The organism is Hoeflea sp. TYP-13, assembly GCF_040932035.1.
In the GTDB taxonomy this organism is placed as follows: domain Bacteria; phylum Pseudomonadota; class Alphaproteobacteria; order Rhizobiales; family Rhizobiaceae; genus Hoeflea_A.
Genome location: NZ_JBFRBB010000001.1, coordinates 1,737,180 through 1,763,700, shown reverse-complemented (window position 1 = coordinate 1,763,700; position 26,521 = coordinate 1,737,180). Strand labels below are relative to the sequence as shown.

Sequence of the window (26,521 nt, the reverse complement as noted above, 5' to 3'; positions counted from 1 at the left end):
CAATCCGCTACTGATACACATCGCGTGCGACATAGAATCGCATTCTCCAAATGGCGGATTACTTGGAATGTTTGAACCTGTACTTTGCCGGCGCTTCGGCTAATTTGCTCAACAAGTGCTGAATTCGCCCTGGGGCGAAACCTCAGGGGGAAGGCATCCCCAAACCAATTTGCCTGGCGATCCGGAAGCAATGCGTTTCCGGTGATGCTGAAAGGCGCGGCGAAGCTTTGAGGCAAGCCGTCAGAGTGCGATCGCGATTGTCGCATGGAGATGAAATGAAGAGTTTTAACGAAGAAACCGTGCTGTCGGTTCATCACTGGAATGACACGCTGTTCAGCTTCAAGACGACCCGTGATGCGGGTTTCCGTTTTCGCAACGGCGAATTCACCATGGTCGGCTTGCAGGTGGAAGGCCGCCCGCTGCTTCGCGCCTATTCCATGGCGAGTGCCAACCATGAGGAAACGCTTGAGTTTTTCAGCATCAAGGTTCCCGATGGACCTTTGACCTCAAGGCTTCAGCACCTGAAGGAAGGCGAAGCCGTCCTGATTGGCACGAAGCCGACCGGAACGCTCGTCACTGACAATCTGCTGCCGGGTAAAAACCTCTATCTTCTTGGAACCGGAACCGGGCTGGCACCGTTTTTGAGCCTGATCAAGGATCCGGCCGTTTACGAACAGTTCGAAAAAGTCGTGCTTGTCCATGGCGTCCGCTTCACCAAGGACCTCGCCTATCAGGACTACATCACCGACGAATTGCCCAATGACGAATATCTCGGCGAAATGGTCAGCGAACAGCTGATCTATTATCCGACGGTTACACGCGAACCCTTCCGTCACAATGGCCGTATCACAGAGCTGATGGAAAACGGCAAGCTGTTCGATGACATCGGCCTGCCGCAGATCGACAAGGAAAACGATCGTGTCATCCTTTGCGGTGGTCCGAAGATGCTTGAAGACACCCGCACCTTCTTTGAAAGCCGCGGTTTTACTGAGGGAACACGCGCCAATCTCGGCAGCTTCCTCATCGAAAAAGCGTTTGTGGAGAAATAACCGTCTGCCTGTTTCGTTCGCCGACAAACATATAGGCGAATGTTATCAACAATGGCTTCTAACCATTTGTAATTTCTTATATAACCCCTCCCAAACAACTATGTAGCGCCTGTCTTTCGGTAGTCGGGCGCTTTTTTTGTGGATCTGTGTCACGAGATGGTCATTCTCCGAATCAAGAAGTACCGATGCAACGCAACAACCGGGAGCAGGCTACTTGGCAGCCAGACAATCGAGCCGCAACAGAGCTGTGAACATAAGACGGGTCCTGCTTTCAACCCTGCTGCTCGTCTTTTTGGCCGCGGCGGTCGTATTTTTGGCGGCTCCTTACTTACCTCGCCTTTTGTATGAGGGCTATCCCGCGCAGCGTTGGCCGGCTTCCGGCAGCCATGTGACGGTCGCTGGTTCCGATACAGACCCCCTACCCGATGTTTCCGATCGGACCGGCCCGCTCGGTGTTCGGTCGAAGGCTCTGTTTGAGGAGCGCGGTGGTCATGCAATGCTGATTTGGCAGGGCGGAGAACTGCGCACTCGGCATTTTTCCAACGGCGCAGACGCAAATACCCGGTTCAACTCCTTTTCAATGGTCAAGTCGCTCATTGGCGCCCTCATTTTGCGGGCGCATGCGGACGGTCTCATTGCCGATCTTTCCAATCCGATCGGCTTGTATCTCTCCAATATCGGGGACGACTCGCTTCGCCGTGTCCCGATTGAACGGTTCCTGACCATGAGAAGCGGCGTGGCGCTCGAGACGGTGGACATCAAGGCGACGCCGGAAGCCGAACTCAAGCCCATTGAAGACTACGCCCTCAATCCATTCAGCCCGCTGGCACGGCTGCATATGGAGGGGCTCGCCCCGCTGGCGACCGATTTGCGTTCTTCCGCGGAAAATGTCGGCCGATACGACTATCAGAATGTGAATACCGCCATTTTGGGCCGGCTGGTTTCCACGCTTTACAAAAAACCGCTGGAGCTCGTTCTTTCCGATATGATCTGGAAGCCGAGCGGAGCCGGCAATGCATTTTGGCGAACGCCGGGCCCGGATCTACCGGTTTCGGCCTACTGCTGCCTGTTTGCCAGGCCCGGAGACTGGGTCAGGGTCGGCGTGTTCCTGATGCACAACGGCACGCCGGACCGGCCGTTTTTACCCACATCACTGTGGAACCTCTATTTCGGCTCATCGATGCTGGGCGAGCAACTGGTGTCCGGTCACTACGGCACGCATGTCTTTCACAATATTCTCGACCGCCAGGGTGAAAAGCTGCAGGGGCCTTTCACCTACATGATCGGCCGTGGCGGGCAAATGACCTATATGATGCCGCAGCAGGATCTTGTCGTTGTCCGTTTCGGCGAAGGCTATCCTCTGCTTCACTCAACGCTATACGGCGCCTGGGACAGCATCCAGCCATAGTCGTGCACACAATCTGCACGAATCTCCTGAGAATCTGACAATCCCCGCCATACCCGGCTCGCATCTCGCGACGATACCGTTGCGATGACTGTGCGAACGACACGCCCTGTGAAGCTGCGACAACCGATTCTAGCGAAAACTGTACCCGATCGCCTCAAGCGTGACGGGTGGTGGTTGTCCGCTCCGCCTGCCGGCCGATCCTGCGGCCGCCCTCTACGCGGCGGCCCGCTCATGGCCCGAAATTCAATCAAGGGGGACACCTGACATGCAAACCGACACCATTGCCGATTTGCCGGATGCCACAGCAGTAGCGGCCCGGCACAGACCGACGCCATGGCATGCGCTCGGTATCACCCTCGGATTGGGCATTTCGGCGGACCTGCTCCTGCTCGGATATCTGCCGGGGATTTCGCTGCCCCTGTTCCTTGTTGCGGTTGCCTTTTGTGCGGTCGTTTCACGCAAGAGATCCGAACTTGCCGACGCGCGAACGCTGATTCTGGCCGGGTCAGTCCTTCTTACTGCGTTGGTACCTCTTGTTGAAAACCTCAGCCCGTTATCAGTGGCAATCGGCCTTTGTGGCCTTTGTCTGTTCACACTGATGATTACCGGATCGCTGGTCCCGTCAGTGGCGGCAAACCTGAGGAACGCAGCGGCGCTTCTCTTCAGCGGCCCCTTCACATTTTTGCCGACTGTCGCGGTTGCCTGCGGATCAGCGGCGGCGCATCGCAGGGTGAACGGATCACAGTGGGTCACCTGGGTGCTGCCCATTGGCCTGGGCGTCGTTTTCCTGCTCCTGTTTCAGGCAGCAAATCCGATCATCGATGCGTGGCTGCACAGCATCGACTTCCTGGCCATGTTGGACAACATTGATTTTGGGCGTGTCCTTTTCATCGTAGCCATGATGACCTTGTGCTGGCCGTTTCTTCAATCGCGGACGCCCGCAACGCGGTTTCATCTTTTCAGACGAACCAGAAATCCGGCTGTGCAGAATCAGCCTGCCGTTGATGCCGGAATAAAGGAAAAATCCAGAACCGATGCGCATTCCGGCCTGTTCGGCCGAACGGCAATCCTGCGCTCGCTGGTGTTGTTTAACGCACTCTTTGCAGTTCAAACAGCACTGGATCTCACCTATCTGTGGGGCGGGCGGGCACTTCCGGGCGGCATGAGCTTTGCCGGTTATGCCCATCGTGGAGCCTATCCGCTGGTTGTCACGGCGCTGATTGCTGCCGGCTTCACGCTCATTGCCATGCGCCCGGGCAGCCAGACGGAGCAATTCAAGCCAATACGAAACCTTGTACTGCTGTGGACCGGGCAAAATGTGCTGCTGGTCATTTCGTCCATATTCAGGCTCGATCTGTATATCGGCGCCTATTCACTTACGATGCTGCGGCTCGAAGCCTTTGTGTGGATGGGACTTGTGGCCGTGGGCCTTACTCTCATCATGGCCCGCATATTTTTCAACCGAAGCAATGCATGGCTGATAAAATGGAACCTGATCAGCCTCGTTCTCACGCTCTATATTTGCAGCCTGGTCAACATTCCGGCGTTTATTGCACGCTATAATATTGAACACAGCGCCGAGATGTCGGGCGACGGCGTTCCCCTGGATATCGGTTATCTCATCAGCCTTGGCCCGCAGGTCATTCCGGCACTCGATCGCTACCGACTGCTTCGCTCAGCACAGGGTGAATTCGAAAGTGCGCATCTTGAACATGAAATTTACTGCCTCGAGTACGAGTTCGGGAAATCCACGGGAAACTGGCGCAGTTGGACTTTTCGCGATGCGCGGCTGAAGTACTATCTCCACAGCCAACAGCACCTGTGGCCGTGAAATGGACACACAGGCCGCATTTGATGGCCACTTGGCTTGCTTAGCCAGTGGAGGAGAATGATTTGTCTGCCAATATCCTGGTTGTCGATGACGACCCGCACATTCGTGACGTTATCGCTTATGCGCTCGAACAGGCGGGTATGACGGTCAAGACGGCCGGCAACGGCCAGGAGGGACTGGCACATTTTTCAAGCGAACCGGTGCAACTCATCGTTCTCGATGTCGGCATGCCCGTGATGGATGGTTTGCAGATGTGCCGCGAAATCCGCAAATCGTCAGAGGTTCCTATCCTGTTTCTTTCCGCACGTGACGATGAAGTCGATCGCATCGTTGGCCTGGAAATCGGCGGCGACGATTACGTTACCAAACCGTTCAGCCCACGCGAGCTGATGGCAAGGGTCAAGACCATTTTGAAGCGCGCCCGTCATCAGATCAGCAGCATCGAAAATGCGCTCAAACAGGGGCGGCTGCTTGTCGATCAAGAACGCAGAGAGGCGACACTTCACGGCGCGCCGTTGAACCTCACCACACTTGAATTTGCGATCCTCGCAAGGCTGATGGAGAGGCCGGGTGTGGTCTTTTCGCGACGTGAGATAATCGAAAGCGCCTATGGTGCAAAACGCCATTTGTCAGACCGAACAGTCGACAGCCACGTGCGCAACATCAGGGCAAAGTGCGCAAATCACGGTTGCAAGAACGTCATAGAGACGGTTCACGGTGTCGGCTTTCGCCTCGGCGCCTGCGAGAACGCTGAATGAGCGCACTGCATCCCAGGCAGAAATGGCGCCCGTCTCTCGGCATGATCGTGTTTGCAGTATTGCTGACCGTTTTGGCCTTGCCGCTCGCCGTCATCGGCATCTTCAGATTGTTCGACAATGAACTCGTGCGTCAGACCGAGCGGGAACTCCTTGCACAAAGTGCGGTTATTGCGGCTGTAAGTGCGCTTGAGATCGAAGCGCAACTGGCGGCTGGCTACCCGCTTGGCAAGATGCAGCCCTCAAGCGACATCGCAGACAGCGACGGCTTCGAAAGACCGCCCACTGCGCAGCTCGATCTTTCGGAACATGAACAGCTCCCTCCCCGTCCTGACGCGCGTGCGGTCGATGAGACCATCCATCCCGCGGCTGCCCGAATTGGGCCGAGACTGTCGAAGGTCTCGTATCTGACACGGACAAAGACGCTGGCGGGCTTCCGCATAGTGGACACAAACGGCCAGGTCATTGCCGGCAGCGGAGAAATCGGCCTCTCGCTTGCCCATATTCCCGAAATTGCCGAGGCGCTTGGCGGACAATATCGCAGCGTGGTCCGTACCCGGGAAAAAAAGAACCCCGATCCGCCGCTGTCGTCGATCAGCAGGTCAAGCGACATTCGGGTCTTTACCGCAACGCCTGTCTTCGTTTCCGGGCGGGTTGCCGCTGTAGTCTATGCATCGCGCACGCCGCAGAGCATGGTGAAATATCTCTACAATGAACGCTCCGAGGTTCTGTTAGCCGGGTTGACTGCGCTTCTGGCTGCAGGCGTTATCGGCCTGGTATTCCTGCGCACGGTCAATGGGCCGCTGCAGGCTCTGTTGAAAAGGACAAAGGCACTTGGAGAAGGCGACCGCTCCGCGCTCGCACTTCTTCCGCGATATGGAACCCGTGAAATCGCATCGCTGTCGGAAGGCATGTTCACGATGGCCAAAAAGCTGTTTGACCGGTCGGATTACATCTCCACCTTTGCAGCACATGTTTCGCATGAGCTCAAATCGCCGCTGACTTCGATACATGGCGCGGCGGAACTGATGCGCGATTCCGGGGCAACCATGTCGGCAAAGGAACGGCGCCGATTTCTGGACAACATCATTGCCGACACGGACCGATTAACCAGGACCGTTGCCAGGCTTCGTGAGCTTGCCCGCGCGGAGAACCCGCAATTGGGTTCCTCGGCAACGTTCAGGCAGGTTGCCGATGACCTTTCAGCCGGTGGTTCACCATTGCCGCTAAACGTAACCGGTGACATCGACCGGAGCTTTGCAATGTCCGCCGAAAACGCCGTAATCGCCCTTTCCCACCTGATCGACAATGCGGCACGCCACGGAGCAGGCAAAATCGATATTGCGGTCAAACCATCTGGAAAGATGCTGTCGGCAATAGTCTCCGATGACGGAACCGGAATCCCCGAAAGCATTGCACCCCACATCTTCGAGGCGTTCTACACGACCGGACGCGAAGCCGGCGGCACAGGAATGGGCCTGGCAATTGTGCGCTCGCTGCTTGAGGCGCATGGCGGCTCCATTCGGCTGCGACCCTCCGAAGGCGGCGCCTGCTTCGTGCTGGAACTGCCCTGCGCAAAACCGGGCTAGTCTTCCGAAGCACAATCGCGGCGATCGATTTTCAGGTTTCAAGCCTGACCCAGCTATCGGGGATCAGGTCGGGATTGCTCATCGAGGCATCGGCAAACCACCTATTGGGGGCAACAACAATTTTTTCTTCTGACGGGTTCAGCCACGCACCCCACCAGGAAAAGGAACTATTGGCTATGATGTGGTGCCGGCACGACGACATGAGCCTCAAATCCTCGTAATTGCGGCTGCTGTCGTTGTGATCCATGACCCGCATTTCGAATCGCAGGTCGAGGTTTGCGACCGCCCATTGCGGCTCATCGGAAAAGACATAAAAGACCGGTTCCGCTTCCATATGGCCTGCTATGTGCTGCGCTGCCCGACTGTAATATTCGAGTGAACACGTCCCGTGAACGGCATTTGTTTTTGCGTCTTTGACATAGTCGCCCCTGCGAATGTGCAATGAGACGGCCGGCTGGTTTTCGATTTCGGCGAGCAGGCCTGCATTTTTGTCGTCCGGTTCGGTTTTGACGGACAATTCCTGCCGTATCCGCTCGGCAAAATCTGCAAAAAAACGTTCCGATTGCCAATAGCCGCGCAGACAGTAGTTGCCGTCAAGACCAAGGATTTCAGGATCGAATGCCAGACCTTTTTGCCGGATTAGCCGCGGTTCCAGTTTCAGGCCGCGCCACAGGAGATAGCGAAGCCGCTGACTTTGCATAGGCGGCATTTCAGAATCAGGCAACTGACAGGAAACCGTATTGAGGTGATGGAGGCCAGGCTCCTGGCCGGGGCCGGCAAAGAAATCTCGAAGGTCCAAAACACAATCGCCGCCCGTTCTGAGCGCCATCGCTCGTCCGCAGGCATATTGAAACATCTGGTTTCCGAGCCCGCCGAATATCTGCGTGATGATCCTGTGTGCCATCATCTTGTACCGCGCGTTTCAACAATTTGCATGTCGGCTCGGCTGTGACGGCAAATCATTTGTCGTGACCGAGCGAGCGGGCTGACTCGCCCAACAGTTTTTCAGCATGCGCCGAAGCGTTTTTTGTGAATTGCTTGTAGCGTTGATATTGCGTTGCCACCTTCAGAAGTTTCTCGGCAAACTCCCGGTCCGTCGTCGCCGCTTCACAATTATCATGAGAAAGCAGTTCCTGCATCGCCATGCCCCTGCTGTGGACGATTGGCTTTAAACCCAAGACACCATCCATGATGATACCCGATCCGCTGAACTGATATCGGTGTGTGTCATAGGGCAGCAGTAAAATATCCATTTCCAGCAACAGTTTGCGGAAACTGGCTTCCGACACGCCGCTGGTCAGATATTCGATACCGACATCCGGGTTTTTGCGGGCATACAGTCGGGTTTTGAGTTCCAGGATAAACCTCCGCAACCGTTTGGTTTTGACTGCCTGATAAACGATGCGGATTTCTTTATTGTGACCCGACTCTGCGGCCAGATCGCGCAGATGATTCAATATCGCCGGAATCCTGTAGCTGCCCTTTTCGGATCTTTGACGGCCAAGCACGCCGATCTTGATAACCTCTCCAAATCCGCTCTCCCCAGTCGGGATCTCTGGATCACCTGGGAAAATAGTGCATGGCATATTCAGCCGCCCGGAAATCGGGAGATCGTATTGGTTTTCTATATGAACACGCAGTTCGGCCGTCTCGGTATAGAATTTCATTTTGCCGCTGTTGACCATGTGCCGCAGCCTTGACAGAAACCGCTCGCCTAACGGGGCCAATATGTCATCGCTCAAGATTCGCAGCTTCGCCGCCGGAGAATCGCTGTCGGTCTCGGACTCATAAAATTGCATCAGCGCCCTGATCTCGTCCGGGCCGGCGGATGGAACGAGCAATATATCAGCTTGTGTTGCCTGCAGAGACCGGATTGCCAATAGAAGCGCGTCGACAAATCCGCATGGTGGGCGAGGCTTCTCATCCGAACTGCCAATGGGATTGTACGGCCCACCGGTCTGCTTTGAATTGTGCTGCTCAACAGCCGGCAAAACCGGCAATATATCCAATTCATTGATTTGACCTGAAAGGCCAAAACCCTTTCGGGTGAGAACCGAAATCTCACTATCCGGCAACAGCCATTTTATGGCTTTGATCTGCGTGTGTTCATGTCCGTCCAGCGAAGCAAGCTGCGGCTGAATCAGTAATACGCGTCTTGGCTTCATTTTATGTCTGAACCGAATTTCGGTTTCAGATTGTCATTTATGAGGCGCATTAGGTTTCCCGCCAGGCCGCTCGAGGGCTGATGTCTGTTTTTTCTGTTGCACGTTTTGACACGAAAAACGGTCAATTCTCAACCTTCCTCGAGCACCAGCATTGTTCTCAGGCCGGGTTCACAACAGCAAAACAATCCTGTAATCGCTATGCGCCCGGTCTGCCACTTTTGATGCCCGTTATGTATTCCTTCTAGAAATGAATTTTTGAACTATTCGACCGATCCACGACCGGTGCACAAAAAATTGCCCGCCTGATTGCATGAAACGCTTGGCACAGCGAAAGCAAACAAATTGAAAAGCATCATAAAAAGATGGTCCAAATCACATCGCAGGCGGCAGCGTGTGGAATCACTCCACAATGACGAGTACGATAAATATGCATTACTGAGCTACTTGAATGACGGACTTCATCTGGATGAGGGTGACGCATTCTTTGGTGGGCACACCAACAAATGGGAATGCAGGGAAATTGCGCATCTGCTCCATCAGCTCGGCTACAATGTGGACGTAATCCACTATTTGAACGACACGTTCATTCCGGCGCGACCCTATGACGTTGCTATCGACATACACGCCAATCTGCATCGGCTGTCGCCCCTTCTGCCGAAGGCGTGCAGGAAAGTGTTGCACGCAACCGGCTCCTATGTCCCTTCCCTGATAGAGCAAGAAGCCGAACGCCTTGCAGAACTGCGGCGAAGAAAGGGCGTGAATTGCCGGCCGAGACGTAGCTCCAACGGACAAACCTACAGCAATTCGCTCCGTGTGAGCGATTATGTCAGTCTCATCGGCAACGATGTGACGCTGTCAACCTATCCACCTGAAATACAATCAAAGACCACCTGCCTGAATGCCACCGCCTCGGTTACCCAAAGACTTGACAGAGCGACACTGCCAAACCGTCGCGAGTTTTTGTGGCTCGGCGGCGGCGGCGCGGTTCTGAAGGGGCTGGATCTTTTGCTGGAGGTATTCGCAAACCGTCCCGAAATTCATCTGAACATTGTCGGCGGTGGCGGTGGCGAGCGCGATTTCGCCAAGGCTTATCGCCGCGAATTGTTCGAATTGAACAATATCGAATACCACGATTTTCTTGATGTCAGCGGACCGGAATTCCACTCGGTGGCCGAACGATCGGTGGCTGTCATCAAACCCTCAGCGTCGGAGGGAATGTCCACCGCAGTTACCACTGCCATGACCGTCGGCTTCTATCCCATCATATCGCGCCAGACGGGAATCGACCTGCCCGATGGCACCGGCATATACCTCGACGACCTTTCGCACGCAGCAATCGAAACGGCGATCGGCCGGGTTTTGTCGATGTCTGAATCGGATCTCATTGATGATATCAAACGTGTTCAGGATCACGCCGGATCGGCATACTCGCGGGAAAATTTTTCGAAGCGGTACAGGCAATTTCTCACCGATGAGGTCGGTGTGTAATATTGCAGGCTAGCCGGCTTCCCCAGGCAAAATCACCGTCGCTGTCAAACCGCCTGTTTTCCGGTTCTCAAGGATCAGGGTTCCGCCATGGGCGTGGATGTTGGAGCGCGCGATCGCAAGTCCCAACCCGATACCGCCGGTCTCCTCGCTGCGTGAACCCTCCAGCCGCAGGAACGGTTCAAACACCTCATCAAGCTGTTCCTCGGGAATGCCCGGACCGTTGTCCGATATCGTTATCGAAATGTTTTTGTCGTCGGCGGAATAACCGATAACCGCCTCACCACCGTAACGCACAGCATTGTCGATAAGATTTCGCAGGGCCCGTTTCATGGCGATCGGGCGGCATACCGCAATCGTCCGCCCGCTTTCGCTTGCCTTCGCGGTCTCAAGGCTGACCGGCTGCCCCATATCCTGATAGTCGGTTACGATCGCATCGAGGAATTCACCAAGATCAACCCGGCTCTGTTCTTCACGGTTGGCTTCATCGCGGGCGAAGGCAAGCGTCGCCTCCACCATGCGCTGCATCTCGTCCAGCGTCGCAATAATGCGATTGCGGTTTTCCTCATCCTCGATGAACTCCGCTCTGATCCGGAGCGATGTAATCGGTGTGCGCAAATCGTGACTGATGGCAGCCAGCATGCGCGTGCGGTCCTGAACATAACGCGTCAGGCGCTCCTGCATGACGTTGAAGGCATTTATAGCGCTTCTGATCTCGTGGGGCCCTGCCTCCGCAACGTTCAGCCCTTCAGCGCCGCGTCCGAGTTGATCCGCGGCTTCGGCAAGATTACGCAATGGTCTGGTCAGCCTGCGGACAGTGAATACGATGATAAGCGTGACGGCTATGGCAATGACGCCACTGGAAACGAAGACCCGCTGCAGCGAACCGGGTTGCGTATTGAGGCTCGCCGCCATGTTGAGCCAGCGGCCGCTGTCGAGCTGCACGGACATGGCCACAACAATGGGAACAAGCCGAGTTGCCGCTTTCTTTTTCTTGCGGTCAGAATCAATCTTGCGGGCGCGGTGGTAACGCGGCACGGCTATATTCTTGCCAATCTGCGTGCGGATATCGCGCTGGCTGCCGATCTCGTCGACGAGGCTTTGACGGATACGAAGAACCGTTGGTCCCGTACCGCTCTTTGCCAGCGCCGGATTGTTCGATATCCAGTAATAGGCCAATGGGCTCGATGCCGCCTGTCTGATCTGGTCATGCAGTGCCACCGGCGTGTCGTCCAGCAGTTCCACGAGCGCTGCAGTTCGCGAAACCACCCGCCCTCCCGCCAGCTCAAGCAATGCGAGCCGCCGCTCGTCAGTGAAAAGCCAAAGCGTAAAAGCCTGGGAAACGACAATCGCCGCAAGGATCAGTGCGATGAGCTGACCGGCCAAGCTGCGTGGCACGAGTTTTATGCGGTCCCAACTCATGCGTCAGGATCCCGCACATCCGCAGTGAAGGTATAGCCGCCGCCCCAGACGGTTTTGATCAGCTCGGGTTTTTTGGCGTCCCGCTCAATCTTTCGGCGCAGCCGGCTTACCTGATTGTCAATCGAGCGGTCGAAAACATTCGGGCTGCGCCCGGACGTCAAATCAAGCAGCTGGTCCCTCGACAGGACCATTTTCGGCCGCTTGAGAAAGGCAACAAGCAATTGGAATTCGCCGGTGGACAAAGGCGTGATGACCTCGTCCGACCCGACGAGATGCCGGCGTGAAAGATCGAGAACCCAATCATCGAATGCAAGCCGTTCGCTGGATACCGGATCGCGTTCCTTTTGCACCAGCGACGTGCGTCGCAGAACCGCACGGATGCGAGCAAGAAGCTCACGCGGATTGAACGGTTTGGTGACATAGTCGTCGGCGCCGATCTCCAGCCCGACGACGCGGTCGGTATCTTCCGCCATCGCGGTCAGCAGGATAACCGGCGCGCCTCCGCTTTCCACCAGATAACGGCAAAGCGAAAGGCCGTCCTCGCCGGGCATCATGACGTCAAGGACAACGAGATCGATGGAGGCTGAGCCAAGCAGCTTGCGCGCCTGGGCCGCACTTTCGGCCACGGATGCGCGCAGCCCATTCTTGACGAGATAGCGCGCGAGCGTCTCGCGAATATCGCGATGGTCATCGACGACAAGTATGTGTGCGCTGGCTTCGTTCATACCGAGCAGACTCTCAGGTTGTAGAAATCGGCTTTCATTAATCAAAGAGTTAGCGGCTTAGTGCGCATTGGGGAAATAGAAATTGTAACAAAATGTATCAGCAGCAACCGTAGACACAGTTAGCGACACAATGGTGCCTTTTGGACCGTAGTTTTGCGACAAGTTCGAACTAGCTTTCAATCATCGCAACAAAAAACCGAAAGGACAGGAGCGATGAAAACCACACAGAAGGTTGCCGTCTCCCTATTGGCCACAACGTTCCTCGGCGCAAGCCTTGTTCCCTCCATGGCCCAGTCGCAGGCTCCCGACAGCAAACCCGTCGCGGAAAAGCGCATGGCCCATTCCGGCCAGGGAAAGCACAACAAGCGCGGCAATCGCGGTATGAAACGTGCCTTTGAGCGTTACGACACCAATAAGGACGGTGTCATTACCCAGGAAGAAGTCGACGCGGTTATTGTCGAACGCTTCAACAACATCGCCGGAGAAGATGGCGTCATCACACTCGAGGACTATCGTACTGCCTGGCTCGACCGCTCAAACGGACGTATGGTTCGCGCCTTCCAGCAACTTGATCGTGATGGTGATGGTTCGGTGACGACCGAAGAGTTCAACGCCGCTTCTGACCGCATGTTCAACCGCCTCGACCGAGACGGCAATGGAGAGCTCACCAAACCGGCCCGCGGCGAAAAGGCAGAAGCCGGCAAGGGTAAGGGCAAAATGGCCAAGCGCAGCGGACCGCGTCACGGCGGCAGGGGCGCCGAACGGCTCATGGAACGCTTCGATGTCGACAAGGATGGCAAGATCACCCGCGCTGAATTCGACGAGGTGCGCACATCCCTGTTTAGCGGTGCGGATGCTGACGGCAACCAGTCCGTGACACTCGAAGAGTTCGTCACTGTCTGGCAGGACATGAACAGCGACCGCGTCGTCCGCGGCTTCCAGAAGCTCGATGCGGACGGCAATCTTCAGGTCACGCAGGAAGAGTACAGCGCACGGACAAGCGATTTCGTGAAGAAGCACGATCGCAATCGTGACGGTGTCGTCACAAAAGCCGACAAGAAGCGTGGCAAGCACCATGGCAAGCGGTCAGAACGCAAAATGCACAGGCACGGCGACAGGGCCGATGCCAAAAAACCGCTGCAGCCTGTCCAGCCGATCCAACCGGATCAGAAGGGATAATCAGGAAACATTGCTGACCAACTTTCGATCGGCAAACGGTCCGGCCTTCATGGCCGGGCCTTTTTTGACTTCAGGCAGCTTCGGCCTATGCCGGTTCCTTGACCAGCACGTTCTGGTCGATCATGAACCGGTCGAATATGGGCAGGCTGGCGCCGCCGATGGCCCGCGCATCGCCGCCGACTTCCGCTTCCACCACTTGAGGCTCATTGATACCCTGAAGATCGAGCTTTTCCAGTTCGGTTTTCACAGCTTCGACCAGCCGATTGCGCACGGTAGCGGGAAATCCACCGTCGATCAGCGCCGCTTCCACATCGATAATAGCGGCGATCGCTACAATCGCGATGGCGATATTGCGGGCCGTTTCATCGATCCATTCGGTGAGCAGGTCACCGAAGTCCGGCCATTCATCCGGACTCAGCCAAAGGGGCGAAGGGTCGATACCGGCCTGTTTCAACCGGTTTTCAAGCACAAAGATCGAAGCCTGGTTCAGCAGCTGCTGGGGCCTGCCGTTCGGACCCGGCACCGGAATGGGGCCAAAGGCTCCTGCATTTCCGGTGCGTCCCGGATAGACCGCATGGTTGAGAACCAGTCCGCCGCCAATGAATGAACCGACAAAGAAGTAGGCAAAATCGGCAAATTCCCTGCCGCGGCCAAATACCAGTTCAGCGCCGCAGGCGGCTGTCGCATCATTCTGGACGATGACCGGAAGATCGGTAATTTTCTGCATTGCCTCGACAAAATCGAAATTGCGCCACGCATCCATCTCGTTAGACGGCGCGCCGACCTGCTCAAGCCAGTTCCACAGCTCGAAAGGTGAAGCAATTCCAATGCCCGCTATGCGGCCCTGTGCCTCATTGCTGAGTTCGGCACGCAGCTGCTTCAAGCCCCGTGCGGCAAAATCCACAATCTGGTCCGGCAAGGGGTAGGCAAATGTCTCGTGCAATTGCCGCCGGACGCCGCCGACAAAGTCCATCAGCACCAGATCGGCGCTGCGTCTCCCTATTTTAAGGCCTATGGAAAACACTGCATCCGGGTTCAACGCCATGGGAATCGACGGCTGACCGACGCGCCCGCGCATTGGTTCGCCCCTGACTAGAAGCGAGTCCTTTTCAAGCGCCCGCATGATGACGGAGACCGTTTGCGGCGACAGGCTTGTACGACGGGCTATTTCGGCCTTTGCCAGACTGCCGTGACGGCGCACGAGCGACATGACCAGGCGTTCATTGTATGCCCTGACACGTGTCTGGTTGGAACCGCCACTTGGATATCTGATCCGCGTATCCATATCCTGTGCCGTATTGTCCGGCGTGCTCAAATATTTTCTCCCGGGCATGAATCGGCGCGCGTTTGCATACTAATCGCACAATTTCACAATTTCTTCCGCGATGATTCAGTTTGGCACAGCTAATAAATAAATCAAGTGGATTTATTTATTGACAAGCGCGCCGTTTCGGTATGTGATTGCACATGAAGAGGAGTGCACCGGCAATCTGGAATTGCGGTTTTCGCGTCGCGCCGGCGGCGCTCCGCTTCATTGAAGCCGGACCGGATATCCTGATGGATGAACGGTCTTTCGACATCACTATAGACGCAAATGAAACCGCATGCGGCTAACGCCGTGAACGCGGATTTGCGTTCGGAGGCCAATGACACCTTCTACTTGTTGTCAGGCCACCACAGACGACTGAACCGGGAGGAATATCGTGAAACGGACACTTATTTCAGCAACGCTAGGTGCGCTCGCACTCGGCGTGGCGGGCATCGGCACAGCTCAGGCGGATGAGATCGGCGCCTGCCTGATCACAAAAACCGACACAAACCCCTTCTTTGTGAAAATGAAAGAAGGTGCGACAGCCAAGGCAAACGAGCTTGGCATTACGTTGAAATCCTACGCGGGCAAGATAGATGGCGACTCTGAAAGCCAGGTTGCGGCCATCGAGACCTGCATCGCCGATGGCGCGAAGGGTATTCTCATCACCGCGTCCGACACCAAGGGCATCGTACCGGCCGTGACACAGGCGCGCGATGCGGGCCTGCTGGTCATCGCTCTCGACACACCGCTGGAGCCGATCGACGCCGCCGATGCGACCTTCGCAACGGACAATTTTCTGGCTGGAAAGCTGATCGGACAATGGGCAGCCGCCGCCCTTGGCGACGAGGCCGGCAATGCCAAGATCGCAATGCTCGATCTAGCGGTCAGCCAGCCCTCGGTTGGCGTATTGCGCGATCAAGGATTTCTGGAAGGCTTCGGGATCGATCTTAAAGATCCTTCCAAATGGGGCGATGAAGACGATCCGCGCATTGTCGGCAACGAAGTTACAGCCGGCAATGAAGAAGGTGGGCGCACCGCCATGGAAAACCTCCTTCAGAAAGATCCGGGTATCAATGTCGTCTACACCATCAACGAACCGTCTGCTGCCGGTGCCTTTGAGGCTTTGAAATCGGTTGGACGGGAAAACGACGTTCTCATCGTTTCCGTCGACGGCGGTTGCCCGGGTGTGCAGAACGTCAATGAAGGCGTGATCGGTGCGACGTCCCAGCAGTATCCGCTTCTCATGGCTGCGCTGGGCATCGAGGCGATCGCTGCCTGGGCCAAGGACGGCACCAAGCCGCAGAACACGGAAGGTAAAGACTTCTTTGACACCGGTGTTTCGCTTGTTACCGACAAGCCGGTAGACGGTGTTGAATCGATCGACACCAAAGAGGGCATGGATAAATGCTGGGGTTGATCTCGGCCTGACATAACCCAGGTTCCGGGCAGCACTCTGCTCGGAACCTAAATGCCAGTTTACAAAACCCGCGCTTTAAACAGAATAAGTCAAACAGGCGAAGGCCTCCGTCAGGCGCGGCAGGCGCCATCGCCGGACGCGGTCACACAACCGGGGAAACGGTTATGCCCGAAACTACTAACAACGCAGGACAGGATTTCGAGCAGGTGCTGGATCAAAGCGCGACAGAAGTCGCCTCCTTTGATCATACGCATCGCTCCGGCCTCGAACGGGTGCAGCATATGTTGCATTCAAACCCGGCAGCCGTACCACTCATCGTTCTCGTTCTTTCACTGATCATCTTTGGCGCAATCATCGGTTCCAAGTTCTTTTCACCGTTTGCGCTCACCCTTATTCTGCAGCAGGTTGCAATCGTCGGATTTGTCGGTGCAGCACAGTCGCTTGTCATTTTGACCGCCGGCATCGATCTGTCGGTCGGCGCGATCATGGTGCTTTCCTCCGTCGTGATGGGCCAGTTCACATTCCGCTATGGCTTTCCACCGGAAATCGCCGTCCTTTGCGGCTTCCTCGTAGGCGGCGCCTGCGGCTTTATCAACGGAGCGCTTGTTGCGCTGGTGCGCCTGCCGCCATTCATTGTCACGCTTGGCATGTGGCAGATCATCCTTGCCTCGAACTTTCTATATTCGGCCAATGAGACGATCCGCAGCCAGGACATTTCGAAGGCCGCACCGCTGCTTCAGTTCTTCGGCGAAAAGATAAAGATCGGCGGTGCCGTGCTGACCTTCGGTGTCATAACCATGGTGCTGCTTGTGCTGGCTCTGCATTATATTCTCAACCACACGTCCTGGGGGCGTCACGTCTATGCCGTTGGCGACGATCCGGAAGCCGCCGAACTTGCCGGTGTGAGGGTCAAACGCACCTTGATCTCGGTCTATGTGTGCGCCGGCCTCATCTGCGCCCTGGCCGGATGGGTCCTTATCGGGCGCATCGGTTCCGTTTCACCGACAGCCGGACAGTTCGCCAATATCGAATCCATCACAGCCGTGGTGATCGGCGGAATATCACTCTTCGGCGGGCGTGGCTCGATCCTCGGTATGATGTTCGGCGCCCTCATCGTCGGCGTCTTTTCCCTCGGGCTGCGCATGATCGGCACGGATCCGCAATGGACCTATCTTCTGATCGGCGTGCTCATAATCTCGGCGGTCGCAATCGACCAGTGGATAAGGAAGATCGCAGTATGACCGAACCAATCCTGACCGCCCGCAACCTCGTAAAACGCTACGGCCGCGTCGTAGCGCTGGACCACGCGGACTTCGACCTTTACCCCGGTGAAATCCTTGCCGTAATCGGCGACAACGGTGCCGGAAAGTCGACCATGATCAAGGCCATTTCCGGAGCCGTTGTTCCGGAAGAGGGCGAGATCAGGCTCGAAGGAAGCTCGGTTCATTTCCATACACCGCTGGAGGCGCAGCAGGCCGGCATCGAAACGGTCTACCAGAACCTTGCGCTCTCCCCTGCCCTTTCAATCGCCGATAACATGTTCCTCGGACGCGAGTGGCGCAAAAAAGGGCTGGCCGGCAATCTGTTTCGACAGCTCGACCGCCCTGCCATGGAGCAATTCGCCCGCGATAAGCTCTCGGAACTGGGACTTTTGACAATCCAGAATATAGGTCAGGCGGTCGAAACGCTGTCCGGGGGGCAGCGCCAGGGCGTCGCCGTTGCCCGCGCTGCCGCCTTCGGCTCCAAGGTAATCATCATGGATGAGCCGACAGCAGCCCTGGGTGTCAAGGAATCGCGGCGGGTTCTCGATCTGATACTCGACGTGAAATCGCGGGGCATGCCGATTGTGCTGATTTCACATAATATGCCGCACGTTTTCGAAGTGGCGGACCGTATCCACATTCACCGCCTCGGCCGCAGGCTTTGCGTTATCGATCCGAAAGAGCATTCAATGTCCGACGCGGTGGCCTATATGACGGGGGCGAAACTGCCGGAGCAAATGGAAGCTGCATGATCGTCAGGACTATCAGCGATCTCGTAACAGCCGTCGAAGATTGCGAAGAACGGAATGGAAGGCGCCTCGTCGCCATCGCCGGACCGCCCGGCGTCGGAAAGTCGACACTGTCCTCCCGCCTGTGCCGCCAGTTGGCCGCTGGCGGCCACAGAGCGGCAATCGTGCAAATGGATGGATTTCATCTCGACAACGCAACACTGGACTCACTTGGGCTGCGAGAGAAAAAAGGCGCGCCTGAAACGTTTGATGCCGAGAGCTTTGTTGAAACCATAGAGCAGTTGCGATCCGGATCTGCCGATGTGGGTGTACCCGAATTCGACCGCGAGGCCGACAGGGTTCGGTCTGGTTCAACCGTTGTCGATAAAGACTGCCAAATTGTCCTGGTAGAGGGCAATTACCTGTTGCTCGATTCCCAACCCTGGACACGGCTTCAACCGCTGTTTGACTGCCGCATATTCATGACGGTCGGCATCGGGGAACTGCGCGAGCGTCTCGTATCCAGGTGGCTGGCGCACGGTTTCGACCTGCATTCCGCCGAGGCCAAGGCTCTTGGCAATGACATTCCCAATGCAGAACGTGTGCTGGCGCATTCATCGCTGGCTGATATCGTTTATCATCCGCTGAATTTGGCTGACCTTCCTGGTTGAAGCCTGGGTCCGTCCACAATGGGGCGAAGGGCAGCGCAAAATCCAATTCAGAAGCCTGAGTGGTGCGAAAGCGTTGATTTAAAATACTATGTTCCACTCAGTCCGATCCGTGAGTGCATCCGGTATTTCCCGTTATGCTTTTATTTCCAGCTGCCTGCAATCCAGACTGATAATTTGTGCTTGACAGAAATGCGGTCCACGCGCATTCTTATTAATGTAATCGATTACAAGGCAATATAACAGCAAATGTAATCGATTACGTACGCAGTAGTCCAAATTGACTATCCGGGTGCATCGGGAGAACGGCACCCCATGGGAGGCTTATATGCTTGGAATTAGAACAGCTCTTGCAGCAACCACGATTCTTGCCGGCGTCGGCGCAGCCGCGGCAACGGATCTCGAAGTGACGCACTGGTGGACATCAGGCGGTGAAGCTGCTGCCGTTAAAGTGTTCGCAGATGCATTCAACGCGACCGGAAACAATTGGGTCGACGGCGCCATTGCCGGAGGTGGCAATGCCCGCCCGATCATCATCAGCCGTATTTCCGGCGGTGATCCGATGGGCGCAACGCAGCTCAACACGGGCCGCGACGCTGAAGACCTTGTAAAGGCCGGCCTGATGACCGACCTGACCGAACTTGCCGAAAAGGAAGGCTGGGCCGATATCATCCGTCCGGCAAAACTGCTTGATGCCTGCCGCTATGACGGCAAGCTCTATTGCGTACCGGTCAATATCCACTCGTTTCAGTGGATGTGGCTGAACCGCGGCGTGTTTGAGAACGCCGGACTGGCGGTGCCCGCCAACTGGAGTGAATTTGCAGCCGCTGCGCCCAAGCTTCGCGAAGCCGGTGTCATCCCGCTTGCCGTGGGTGGTGAACCCTGGCAGATCAACGGCATGGCCGGTGTCTTCATGGTGGCGCTGGGCGGCACGGACCTTTACCGCCAGATCAATGCAGAAAAGAGCGCCGAGGCCGCCGCCAGCCCTGAAATGACACAAGTATTCGAAGCCATTGCAGCAGCGCGTGACATGGTCGATGACGGCTATGTGGGGCGCGCCTGGAACGACGCTGCAAACATGGTGATTACCGGCAAGGCCGGTGCACAGATTATGGGTGACTGGGCCCAGGGTGAATTCGGTGTGGCGGGCCAGACCGCCGGGAAGGAATACGATTGCCTTCCCGGCCTTGGCGTCCATCCGGTGCTCGACACCGGCGGCGATGCCTTCTACTTCCCCAAGCCAGCCGGCGACAATCCGGAGATCGTCAAGGCTCAACTTGAACTGGCTTCGTTGCTGGTCTCGAAAGCCGTGCAGGTCGATTTCAACCTGAAAAAGGGTTCGCTGCCGATCCGCGGCGATATCGACCTCGCCGCAGCCAATGACTGTATGAAAAAAGGTCTGGCCATATTGGAGAAACCGGAAAACATTCTGCCTTCCGGAGAACAGACCTGGTCGTCCGACACGCAAGGCCAGTTTGAAGACCTCTGGGTTGAATTCTTCAATGACCCCGACATGTCCCCGGCAGAAGCCCAGGAGCGTTACGTCGAGATCGTCCAGAACGCCGACTGACAAGGCGCTTTAAAGGTCCGGGAACCGGTCGCTTGACGGCTGGTTCCCTCCTCCCCGGAGCAAAGCCATGGCGAACCAGGCCAGACCCAACCCCTATTTTCGCAATCTCAACGCCAAGGTGGCGGCGACACCGATGATCCTGACGACACTTGTCGTCTTTGTGGGATGTTCGGTGTGGACGGTGATCTACTCATTCTCCGCGTCGCGCGCCCTGCCCGTCAATGAGTTCGTCGGATTTGCCCAGTATGAGCGGCTTTTCAACACGTCGCGCTGGACGAAATCCGTCGAAAACATTGCAATATACGGTGTTGTGTCGTTGATATTTTCCCTGGTCGTCGGCTTTGTTCTGGCCGCTTTCATGGATCAGAAAATCCGCTTCGAAAACACGTTTCGTACGATTTATCTCTACCCGTTTGCGCTCTCCTTCATCGTCACCGGTGTCGTTTGGCAATGGATTCTCAATCCGACTCTCGGTCTGCAGGAAGCCATCCGCAATCTCGGCTGGGAAAGCTTTACATTCGATCTCATCGCACACCGCGACACGGTTATATATGCCCTCCTCATAGCCGGTATCTGGCAGGGCACGGGATTTGTGATGGCATTGATGCTGGCGGGCCTCAGAGCGGTTGACGACGAAATCTGGAAGGCCGCCCGTGTCGACGGAATTCCGAAATGGAAGACGTATATATTTGTTGTCATTCCGATGATGCGCGGCGTGTTCGTCACGACACTCGTCATCATCGCCTCCGGCATCGTGCGGCTCTACGACCTCGTTGTCGCCCTTACAAATGGCGGCCCCGGCATCGCCTCGGAGGTGCCGGCCAAATATGTCTACGACTTCATGTTCGCACGCGCCAATGTCGGACAGGCGCTGGCCGCATCGACCGTCATGCTAACCACGGTTCTGATCATTCTGATCCCCTGGGTCTATCTCGAATACGGCAAGAAGAAGCAGGGGTAAGCCATGTCAATCGAACCCATCGGCCCACGCCCCCAGCGCAATTTCGATCCCACCAGGATCATGATCTATTCGGTGCTGATCGTTGCGGCGCTTTACTATCTTCTGCCGCTTTATGTGATGATCATGACGTCGCTCAAGGGCATGCCGGAAGTCCGGCTTGGAAACATATTCGCACCGCCCGTGGAAGTTACATTCGAACCTTGGGTCAAGGCCTGGGACACAGCCTGTACCGGCCTGTATTGCGAAGGCCTCAAAGTCGGCTTCTGGAATTCGGTGCAGATCCTCATTCCCAGCGTCATCATTTCGATTGCCATAGCATCGGTGAACGGCTACGCGCTTTCATTCTGGCGTTTCAAGGGCGCCGAGGTGTTCTTCACAATCCTCATTTTCGGATCGTTCATTCCCTATCAGGTCATGCTTTATCCGCTGGTCATCATCACCAGGGAACTGGGTATTTTCGGCTCCCTTGCAGGGGTGATCTTTATCCACACGATCTTCGGCATGCCGATCCTAACGCTGCTTTTCCGCAATTACTTCGCATCGCTGCCTGAGGAGCTCTTCAAGGCGGCCCGCGTTGACGGTGCCGGCTTCTGGGGAATATTCCTGAAAATCCTCGTGCCGATGTCACCACCCATTTTTGTGGTTGCCATCATTCTTCAGGTTACCGGCATCTGGAACGACTTCCTGTTCGGTGTCATCTTCGCCGGAACCAAGAATTTCCCGATGACGGTCCAACTCAACAACATCGTCAACACGACGCAGGGCGTGAAGGAATACAACGTCAACATGGCCGCAACGATCCTGACGGGCGGCGTTCCCCTGCTGATCTATTTCCTGTCCGGCAAATATTTCGTCCGCGGAATCGCAGCCGGCGCGGTGAAAGGCTAGACCCATGAAAAGCATTGAAATCAAAGACCTTTCGCTCAACTTTGGCGACCTGAAGGTTCTGGAAGACCTCAATCTCGACATTTATGACGGCGAGTTCCTGGTGCTTCTGGGCGCGTCGGGCTGCGGCAAGTCAACCTTGCTGAACTGCATCGCCGGGCTACTGGATATCTCGGACGGCCAGATCTTCATCAAGGGAAACAACGTCACCTGGAAAGAACCGAAGGATCGCGGCATCGGCATGGTTTTTCAGTCCTATGCGCTCTATCCGCAAATGAGCGTTGAGGGCAATCTGTCCTTCGGCCTGAAAAACGCCGGCATTCCCAAGGCCGAGATCGTGGAACGTGTGGCACGCGCCGCCTCCATCCTTCAGATCGAGTCGCTTCTCAAACGTAAACCGGCACAGCTCTCGGGCGGACAGCGCCAGCGCGTCGCCATCGGACGGGCGCTGGTACGCGAGGTCGATGTGTTCCTGTTCGACGAGCCGTTGTCGAACCTAGACGCCAAATTGCGCGCTGAGCTGCGGGTCGAGATTAAACGACTGCACCAGAAACTAAGCAATACGATGATCTACGTAACGCACGACCAGATAGAAGCGCTGACGCTGGCCGACCGTATTGCGATCATGCGCGATGGCAAGGTTCAGCAGCTCGATACGCCGCATGCGATCTACAATCACCCGAACAACAAATATGTTGCCGGGTTCATCGGCTCGCCGGGAATGAATTTCATGCCGGGCAAGTTGAACGGCGGAGGAAATCCGCAATTTGCAACCGGAGGGCTGAGTGTCGACCTGTCGCGGTACCCGTTTGAAAATGGCGGATCGGCAGACGGATCGGAAGCCTGGCTCGGTGTAAGGCCGGAGCATGTGTCCATCGGCCGAGATGCTTCCGGCAAGGCGTTCTCACACGAGGTTGCAGTCGAGGTTGTGGAGCCGATGGGCTCGGACACACTCGTCTGGACGACACTTGCCGACCAGGAATTCCGGTTCCGCATGGATGGACAGAAGAATGTAGAGGTGGGTGAAAAGCTGAACATCGGTTTCGATCCCGTCAGCGCCTCCGTCTTCGACATGCAAACTGAAAACAGACTGTGAACCAACCATATATTCTGAATGGAAACTGCAATGGACTTGTCATTTCAGCTTTATAGCGCACGCAATTTCACACCCTGGGACAGGGTGCTGACGAGCCTGGGACGCCTTGGCTACACCCAGGTGGAAGGATTTGGAGCCGTATATGGAGAGCCGGAGTCGTTCAGCGCCCAGCTGGCAACCGCCGGCCTGACGATGCCCACTGCGCATTTTTCAGTTGAGGCCATGGAAAATGAATTTGATGCGTCGATCGCGCTGGCCGAGAAACTTGGGATCAGGTCCATATTCTGCCCCTATCTGGACGAACACCAGCGACCGACAAATGCCTCGGAATGGGCCGATTTCGGCAAGCGGCTTTCGGCCATAAATGAAAAGGTTCGGGCAACGGGCCGCCGTTTCGGCTGGCACAATCACGACTTCGAATTCCAACCGCTCGCTGACGGCACGACACCGCAGCAAATCCTGTTGGACGAAGCGCCGGATATGGATTGGGAAGCCGATATCGCCTGGATCATTCGCGGAGGCGGCGAACCGCTCGAGTGGATCGAGAAATACGGCCCGCGCATCACGGCTGTCCATGTAAAAGACATTGCGCCGACCGGTCATTGCGAGGACGAGGACGGCTGGGCCGATGTCGGTCACGGGATTGTAGCCTGGCGGAACATTCTTCGCGAGTTGCGGAAGCACGGAAACGTTCAATACCTTATTGTGGAACACGACAATCCAAATGATTTCGAACGCTTTGCAAAGCGCTCGATCGAAGCCCTGAGCGGAATGACAGAGGTGCAAAATGCCTGAACGTCTCGGCGTAGGAATAATGGGATGCGGCAACATATCGGCCGCTTATATGAGATTGTCCCCACTGTTCAGCGGTTTTGAAATAAGGGCATGTGCCGATCTCAGCGAAGAGGCCGCACGGTCGCGAGCGCAAGAATTCGGCTTGCGGGCGCAGACCGTAGAAGGCCTGCTCGCTGCCGACGATATCAACATCATTGTCAACCTGACAATCCCGGCAGCCCATTTCGACGTATCCAAGCAGATCCTGCTCGCTGGCAAAAACGTCTACTCTGAAAAACCGTTTGTGCTTTCCGTGGCCGAAGGCCGGGAACTTGCGGAAATCGCACAGATGAACGGACTTCGCGTCGGCTCGGCGCCGGATACATTTCTCGGCGGCTCCCATCAGCTTGCCCGACACCTGATCGATACAGGTGCGGTTGGAAAGATCACCGGCGGCACATGCCACGTAATGAGCCACGGTATGGAGGACTGGCACCCTAACCCGGACTTCTTCTTCAAGCCCGGCGGCGGGCCAATCCTTGATCTCGGGCCGTACTACATCTCTAATCTCGTGCAGCTGATCGGGCCGGTCAAACGCGTTGCGGCAATTTCATCCACTCCTGACCCTGAACGCACCATTACCTCGCAGCCGCGGGCCGGAGAGAAAATAACGGTCGAAACGCCGACCACTTTTCACGCATTGCTCGAATTCCGGAACGGCGCAGCTGTGACATTGGGTGCAAGCTGGGATGTGTGGCGGCATGGCCACGCGCCAATGGAGCTCTATGGCGAAGACGGGTCGATCTTCCTGCCGGACCCGAATTTCTTTGCCGGCGATGTCTCAATTACCAGGGGCGGAGATTTTGTCGATCACGCAGCGGACTGGGAGCACCCTTTTAGCGTCAACAACGAAGAGCATCCCGGCGGCGATGTGGCGAACTATCGCGCCGCTGGTCTTGCCGACATGGCGCAAGCACTTTCGGAAGGCCGCCAGCACCGCTGCTCGCTTGAATTGGCGTTGCATGTCGTGGAGGTCATGACGGCAATTCTGCAATCCGGTGATGAAGGGCGCTTCATAGACATGGAGACGCAGTGCGAACGGCCCGAAGCTCTGCCACCGGCGGATGCCACCGCTTTGTTGGCCTGAATCTTTTGTATGCAGTGAAGGAGTTGATCAATGGCAACCAACATCAAGGGACCGGCCCTGTTCCTGGCACAGTTTGCCGGCGACGAAGCACCGTTCAACTCGCTTCCCGCGATCACCGACTGGGCCGCATCCCTCGGCTACAAGGGCGTTCAGATCCCGACCTGGGACGAGCGGTTCATGGATCTGAAAATCGCTTCTGAATCAAAGGATTACTGCGATGAAATCAGAGGCATCTGTGGCGAGGCAGGCGTCGAGGTAACGGAACTTTCGACACATCTTCAGGGGCAACTGGTAGCGGTCCATCCTGCCTATGACAGCCAGTTCGATGCATTTGCGCCGGAAGCACTGCACGGCAATCCGGCGGCGCGCCAGAAATGGGCCGTGGAGCAGATGAATTATGCGGCAAGAGCTTCGCGCAATCTCAGCCTTGACGTCTCCGTATCGTTTACCGGCGCCCTCGCCTTTCCTTACCTCTACCCCTGGCCGCAGCGTCCGGCGGGCCTTATAGAAGAGGCCTTTACGGAACTAGCCCGCCGCTGGAAACCGATCCTCGACGCCTATGACGAACAGGGTGTTGATGTCGGTTACGAAATCCATCCGGGCGAAGACGTCTTTGACGGTGCGACTTTCGAGATGTTCCTTGAGGCGCTTGGAGGGCACCGGCGCTGCACGATCAATTACGACCCCTCGCATTTCCTGCTGCAGCAGCTCGATTACCTTGCATTCATTGACATTTATCACGAGCGCATTTCAGCGTTTCACGTGAAAGATGCCGAGTTCAACCCGGACGGACGGCAGGGCGTTTACTCAGGCTATCAAAGCTGGGTCGACCGTGCGGGACGCTTCCGGTCTCTCGGTGACGGACAGGTTGATTTTTCCGCCATTTTCTCGAAACTTGCCCAGTACGACTACGACAGTTGGGCCGTGCTTGAGTGGGAATGCTGCCTTAAACACCCCGAACAAGGTGCTGCGGAGGGTGCGCCGTTCATTGCCGATCACATTATCCGTGTGACGGAAAAGGCGTTTGACGATTTCGCCGGCGGTGAAACAGACAGGCAGCAGATCCGACAGATGTTGGGACTGTAGGAGATCA

The 26,521-nt window shown here is 56.3% G+C and carries 24 protein-coding genes; 19 read left to right on the top strand and 5 right to left on the bottom strand.

Annotated features, from left to right (window positions below):
* The first annotated feature begins 275 nt into the window (after positions 1 to 275).
* The 5 genes from ABVT35_RS08360 (at position 276) to ABVT35_RS08340 (ending at position 6,632) form a co-directional block, all read left to right on the top strand.
* Entirely contained in the window at positions 276 to 1,049 is a 774-nt protein-coding gene (locus tag ABVT35_RS08360; RefSeq protein WP_368465833.1) for a ferredoxin--NADP reductase, read from the top strand.
* Between the two features lie 214 nt (positions 1,050 to 1,263).
* Entirely contained in the window at positions 1,264 to 2,457 is a 1,194-nt protein-coding gene (locus ABVT35_RS08355; RefSeq protein ID WP_368465832.1) for a serine hydrolase domain-containing protein, read from the top strand.
* Positions 2,458 to 2,722: 265 nt separating this feature from the next.
* Positions 2,723 to 4,288 (top strand): DUF4173 domain-containing protein, encoded by a 1,566-nt coding sequence (locus ABVT35_RS08350; RefSeq protein ID WP_368465831.1) that lies wholly within the window; start codon positions 2,723 to 2,725, stop codon positions 4,286 to 4,288.
* Between the two features lie 62 nt (positions 4,289 to 4,350).
* On the top strand, positions 4,351 to 5,046 hold the full coding sequence (locus ABVT35_RS08345; RefSeq protein ID WP_368465830.1) for a response regulator: 696 nt from the start codon (positions 4,351 to 4,353) through the stop codon (positions 5,044 to 5,046).
* Complete coding sequence (locus tag ABVT35_RS08340) at positions 5,043 to 6,632, top strand: sensor histidine kinase (RefSeq protein WP_368465829.1); 1,590 nt, start codon at positions 5,043 to 5,045, stop codon at positions 6,630 to 6,632. Before ABVT35_RS08345 ends, ABVT35_RS08340 begins: the two co-directional genes overlap by 4 nt.
* A gap of 31 nt (positions 6,633 to 6,663) precedes the next feature.
* Here the strand turns inward: ABVT35_RS08340 and ABVT35_RS08335 are convergent, their stop codons facing one another.
* Together ABVT35_RS08335 and ABVT35_RS08330 are read right to left on the bottom strand one after the other, a co-directional pair.
* Entirely contained in the window at positions 6,664 to 7,539 is an 876-nt protein-coding gene (locus ABVT35_RS08335) for an alpha-1,2-fucosyltransferase (protein WP_368465828.1), read from the bottom strand.
* A 52-nt stretch (positions 7,540 to 7,591) separates the two neighbouring features.
* The gene (locus ABVT35_RS08330; RefSeq protein WP_368465827.1) at positions 7,592 to 8,317 is read right to left on the bottom strand and encodes a hypothetical protein; all 726 of its coding nucleotides are present in this window, start codon (positions 8,315 to 8,317) and stop codon (positions 7,592 to 7,594) included.
* 873 nt (positions 8,318 to 9,190) lie between these two features.
* Between ABVT35_RS08330 and ABVT35_RS08325 the strand changes: the two genes are divergently transcribed.
* Positions 9,191 to 10,285: a glycosyltransferase gene (locus ABVT35_RS08325; protein ID WP_368465826.1), complete on the top strand. Its 1,095-nt coding sequence runs from the start codon at positions 9,191 to 9,193 to the stop codon at positions 10,283 to 10,285.
* Between the two features lie 9 nt (positions 10,286 to 10,294).
* Here the strand turns inward: ABVT35_RS08325 and ABVT35_RS08320 are convergent, their stop codons facing one another.
* Positions 10,295 to 11,704: an ATP-binding protein gene (locus tag ABVT35_RS08320; protein WP_368465825.1), complete on the bottom strand. Its 1,410-nt coding sequence runs from the start codon at positions 11,702 to 11,704 to the stop codon at positions 10,295 to 10,297.
* On the bottom strand, positions 11,701 to 12,429 hold the full coding sequence (locus ABVT35_RS08315) for a response regulator (protein WP_368465824.1): 729 nt from the start codon (positions 12,427 to 12,429) through the stop codon (positions 11,701 to 11,703). Before ABVT35_RS08315 ends, ABVT35_RS08320 begins: the two co-directional genes overlap by 4 nt.
* A 213-nt stretch (positions 12,430 to 12,642) precedes the next feature.
* Between ABVT35_RS08315 and ABVT35_RS08310 the strand changes: the two genes are divergently transcribed.
* Positions 12,643 to 13,608, top strand: a complete 966-nt coding sequence (locus ABVT35_RS08310; RefSeq protein WP_368465823.1) for a calcium-binding protein — start codon at positions 12,643 to 12,645, stop codon at positions 13,606 to 13,608.
* An 85-nt stretch (positions 13,609 to 13,693) separates the two neighbouring features.
* On the opposite strand, the gene ABVT35_RS08305 is transcribed toward ABVT35_RS08310, so the two are convergent.
* Entirely contained in the window at positions 13,694 to 14,893 is a 1,200-nt protein-coding gene (locus ABVT35_RS08305; protein WP_368466299.1) for an ROK family transcriptional regulator, read from the bottom strand.
* Between the two features lie 182 nt (positions 14,894 to 15,075).
* On the opposite strand from ABVT35_RS08305, the gene ABVT35_RS08300 reads away from it, so the two are divergent.
* The 12 genes from ABVT35_RS08300 (at position 15,076) to ABVT35_RS08245 (ending at position 26,514) form a co-directional block, all read left to right on the top strand.
* On the top strand, positions 15,076 to 15,222 hold the full coding sequence (locus tag ABVT35_RS08300; RefSeq protein WP_368465822.1) for a hypothetical protein: 147 nt from the start codon (positions 15,076 to 15,078) through the stop codon (positions 15,220 to 15,222).
* 89 nt (positions 15,223 to 15,311) lie between these two features.
* Positions 15,312 to 16,337 carry a sugar ABC transporter substrate-binding protein gene (locus ABVT35_RS08295; protein ID WP_368465821.1) on the top strand — a complete coding sequence of 342 codons (1,026 nt, stop codon included), beginning with the start codon at positions 15,312 to 15,314 and terminating at the stop codon, positions 16,335 to 16,337.
* 164 nt (positions 16,338 to 16,501) lie between these two features.
* Positions 16,502 to 17,578, top strand: a complete 1,077-nt coding sequence (locus ABVT35_RS08290; RefSeq protein ID WP_368465820.1) for an ABC transporter permease — start codon at positions 16,502 to 16,504, stop codon at positions 17,576 to 17,578.
* Positions 17,575 to 18,351 carry an ATP-binding cassette domain-containing protein gene (locus tag ABVT35_RS08285; RefSeq protein ID WP_368465819.1) on the top strand — a complete coding sequence of 259 codons (777 nt, stop codon included), beginning with the start codon at positions 17,575 to 17,577 and terminating at the stop codon, positions 18,349 to 18,351. Before ABVT35_RS08290 ends, ABVT35_RS08285 begins: the two co-directional genes overlap by 4 nt.
* The gene (locus tag ABVT35_RS08280; protein ID WP_368465818.1) at positions 18,348 to 18,998 is read left to right on the top strand and encodes a hypothetical protein; all 651 of its coding nucleotides are present in this window, start codon (positions 18,348 to 18,350) and stop codon (positions 18,996 to 18,998) included. The genes ABVT35_RS08285 and ABVT35_RS08280 overlap by 4 nt, the downstream gene beginning before the upstream one ends.
* Positions 18,999 to 19,323: 325 nt before the next feature.
* Positions 19,324 to 20,565 (top strand): ABC transporter substrate-binding protein, encoded by a 1,242-nt coding sequence (locus tag ABVT35_RS08275; protein WP_368465816.1) that lies wholly within the window; start codon positions 19,324 to 19,326, stop codon positions 20,563 to 20,565.
* Between the two features lie 67 nt (positions 20,566 to 20,632).
* Positions 20,633 to 21,526 carry a carbohydrate ABC transporter permease gene (locus ABVT35_RS08270; RefSeq protein WP_368465814.1) on the top strand — a complete coding sequence of 298 codons (894 nt, stop codon included), beginning with the start codon at positions 20,633 to 20,635 and terminating at the stop codon, positions 21,524 to 21,526.
* A 60-nt stretch (positions 21,527 to 21,586) separates the two neighbouring features.
* On the top strand, positions 21,587 to 22,414 hold the full coding sequence (locus tag ABVT35_RS08265) for a carbohydrate ABC transporter permease (RefSeq protein ID WP_368466298.1): 828 nt from the start codon (positions 21,587 to 21,589) through the stop codon (positions 22,412 to 22,414).
* A gap of 4 nt (positions 22,415 to 22,418) precedes the next feature.
* Complete coding sequence (locus tag ABVT35_RS08260; protein WP_368465812.1) at positions 22,419 to 23,507, top strand: ABC transporter ATP-binding protein; 1,089 nt, start codon at positions 22,419 to 22,421, stop codon at positions 23,505 to 23,507.
* A gap of 30 nt (positions 23,508 to 23,537) precedes the next feature.
* Positions 23,538 to 24,302: a sugar phosphate isomerase/epimerase family protein gene (locus ABVT35_RS08255; protein ID WP_368465811.1), complete on the top strand. Its 765-nt coding sequence runs from the start codon at positions 23,538 to 23,540 to the stop codon at positions 24,300 to 24,302.
* Positions 24,295 to 25,428, top strand: a complete 1,134-nt coding sequence (locus tag ABVT35_RS08250) for a Gfo/Idh/MocA family protein (protein ID WP_368465809.1) — start codon at positions 24,295 to 24,297, stop codon at positions 25,426 to 25,428. Before ABVT35_RS08255 ends, ABVT35_RS08250 begins: the two co-directional genes overlap by 8 nt.
* 30 nt (positions 25,429 to 25,458) lie before the next feature.
* Positions 25,459 to 26,514 carry a sugar phosphate isomerase/epimerase family protein gene (locus tag ABVT35_RS08245; RefSeq protein WP_368465808.1) on the top strand — a complete coding sequence of 352 codons (1,056 nt, stop codon included), beginning with the start codon at positions 25,459 to 25,461 and terminating at the stop codon, positions 26,512 to 26,514.
* Positions 26,515 to 26,521: the final 7 nt, after the last annotated feature.

What these genes read in the sequence shown, in the direction of transcription:
- ABVT35_RS08340 (WP_368465829.1), top strand. Translation starts at nt 5,043, where the DNA reads ATGAGCGCACTGCATCCCAGGCAGAAATGGCGCCCGTCTCTCGGCATG.
- ABVT35_RS08300 (WP_368465822.1), top strand. Translation starts at nt 15,076, where the DNA reads ATGAAGAGGAGTGCACCGGCAATCTGGAATTGCGGTTTTCGCGTCGCG.
- ABVT35_RS08330 (WP_368465827.1), bottom strand. Translation starts at nt 8,317, where the DNA reads ATGGTCAACAGCGGCAAAATGAAATTCTATACCGAGACGGCCGAACTG.
- ABVT35_RS08245 (WP_368465808.1), top strand. Translation starts at nt 25,459, where the DNA reads ATGGCAACCAACATCAAGGGACCGGCCCTGTTCCTGGCACAGTTTGCC.
- ABVT35_RS08290 (WP_368465820.1), top strand. Translation starts at nt 16,502, where the DNA reads ATGCCCGAAACTACTAACAACGCAGGACAGGATTTCGAGCAGGTGCTG.
- ABVT35_RS08255 (WP_368465811.1), top strand. Translation starts at nt 23,538, where the DNA reads ATGGACTTGTCATTTCAGCTTTATAGCGCACGCAATTTCACACCCTGG.
- ABVT35_RS08305 (WP_368466299.1), bottom strand. Translation starts at nt 14,893, where the DNA reads ATGGATACGCGGATCAGATATCCAAGTGGCGGTTCCAACCAGACACGT.
- ABVT35_RS08335 (WP_368465828.1), bottom strand. Translation starts at nt 7,539, where the DNA reads ATGATGGCACACAGGATCATCACGCAGATATTCGGCGGGCTCGGAAAC.
- ABVT35_RS08275 (WP_368465816.1), top strand. Translation starts at nt 19,324, where the DNA reads ATGCTTGGAATTAGAACAGCTCTTGCAGCAACCACGATTCTTGCCGGC.
- ABVT35_RS08350 (WP_368465831.1), top strand. Translation starts at nt 2,723, where the DNA reads ATGCAAACCGACACCATTGCCGATTTGCCGGATGCCACAGCAGTAGCG.
- ABVT35_RS08315 (WP_368465824.1), bottom strand. Translation starts at nt 12,429, where the DNA reads ATGAACGAAGCCAGCGCACACATACTTGTCGTCGATGACCATCGCGAT.
- ABVT35_RS08260 (WP_368465812.1), top strand. Translation starts at nt 22,419, where the DNA reads ATGAAAAGCATTGAAATCAAAGACCTTTCGCTCAACTTTGGCGACCTG.
- ABVT35_RS08310 (WP_368465823.1), top strand. Translation starts at nt 12,643, where the DNA reads ATGAAAACCACACAGAAGGTTGCCGTCTCCCTATTGGCCACAACGTTC.
- ABVT35_RS08280 (WP_368465818.1), top strand. Translation starts at nt 18,348, where the DNA reads ATGATCGTCAGGACTATCAGCGATCTCGTAACAGCCGTCGAAGATTGC.
- ABVT35_RS08320 (WP_368465825.1), bottom strand. Translation starts at nt 11,704, where the DNA reads ATGAGTTGGGACCGCATAAAACTCGTGCCACGCAGCTTGGCCGGTCAG.
- ABVT35_RS08270 (WP_368465814.1), top strand. Translation starts at nt 20,633, where the DNA reads ATGGCGAACCAGGCCAGACCCAACCCCTATTTTCGCAATCTCAACGCC.
- ABVT35_RS08360 (WP_368465833.1), top strand. Translation starts at nt 276, where the DNA reads ATGAAGAGTTTTAACGAAGAAACCGTGCTGTCGGTTCATCACTGGAAT.
- ABVT35_RS08265 (WP_368466298.1), top strand. Translation starts at nt 21,587, where the DNA reads ATGATCTATTCGGTGCTGATCGTTGCGGCGCTTTACTATCTTCTGCCG.
- ABVT35_RS08285 (WP_368465819.1), top strand. Translation starts at nt 17,575, where the DNA reads ATGACCGAACCAATCCTGACCGCCCGCAACCTCGTAAAACGCTACGGC.
- ABVT35_RS08250 (WP_368465809.1), top strand. Translation starts at nt 24,295, where the DNA reads ATGCCTGAACGTCTCGGCGTAGGAATAATGGGATGCGGCAACATATCG.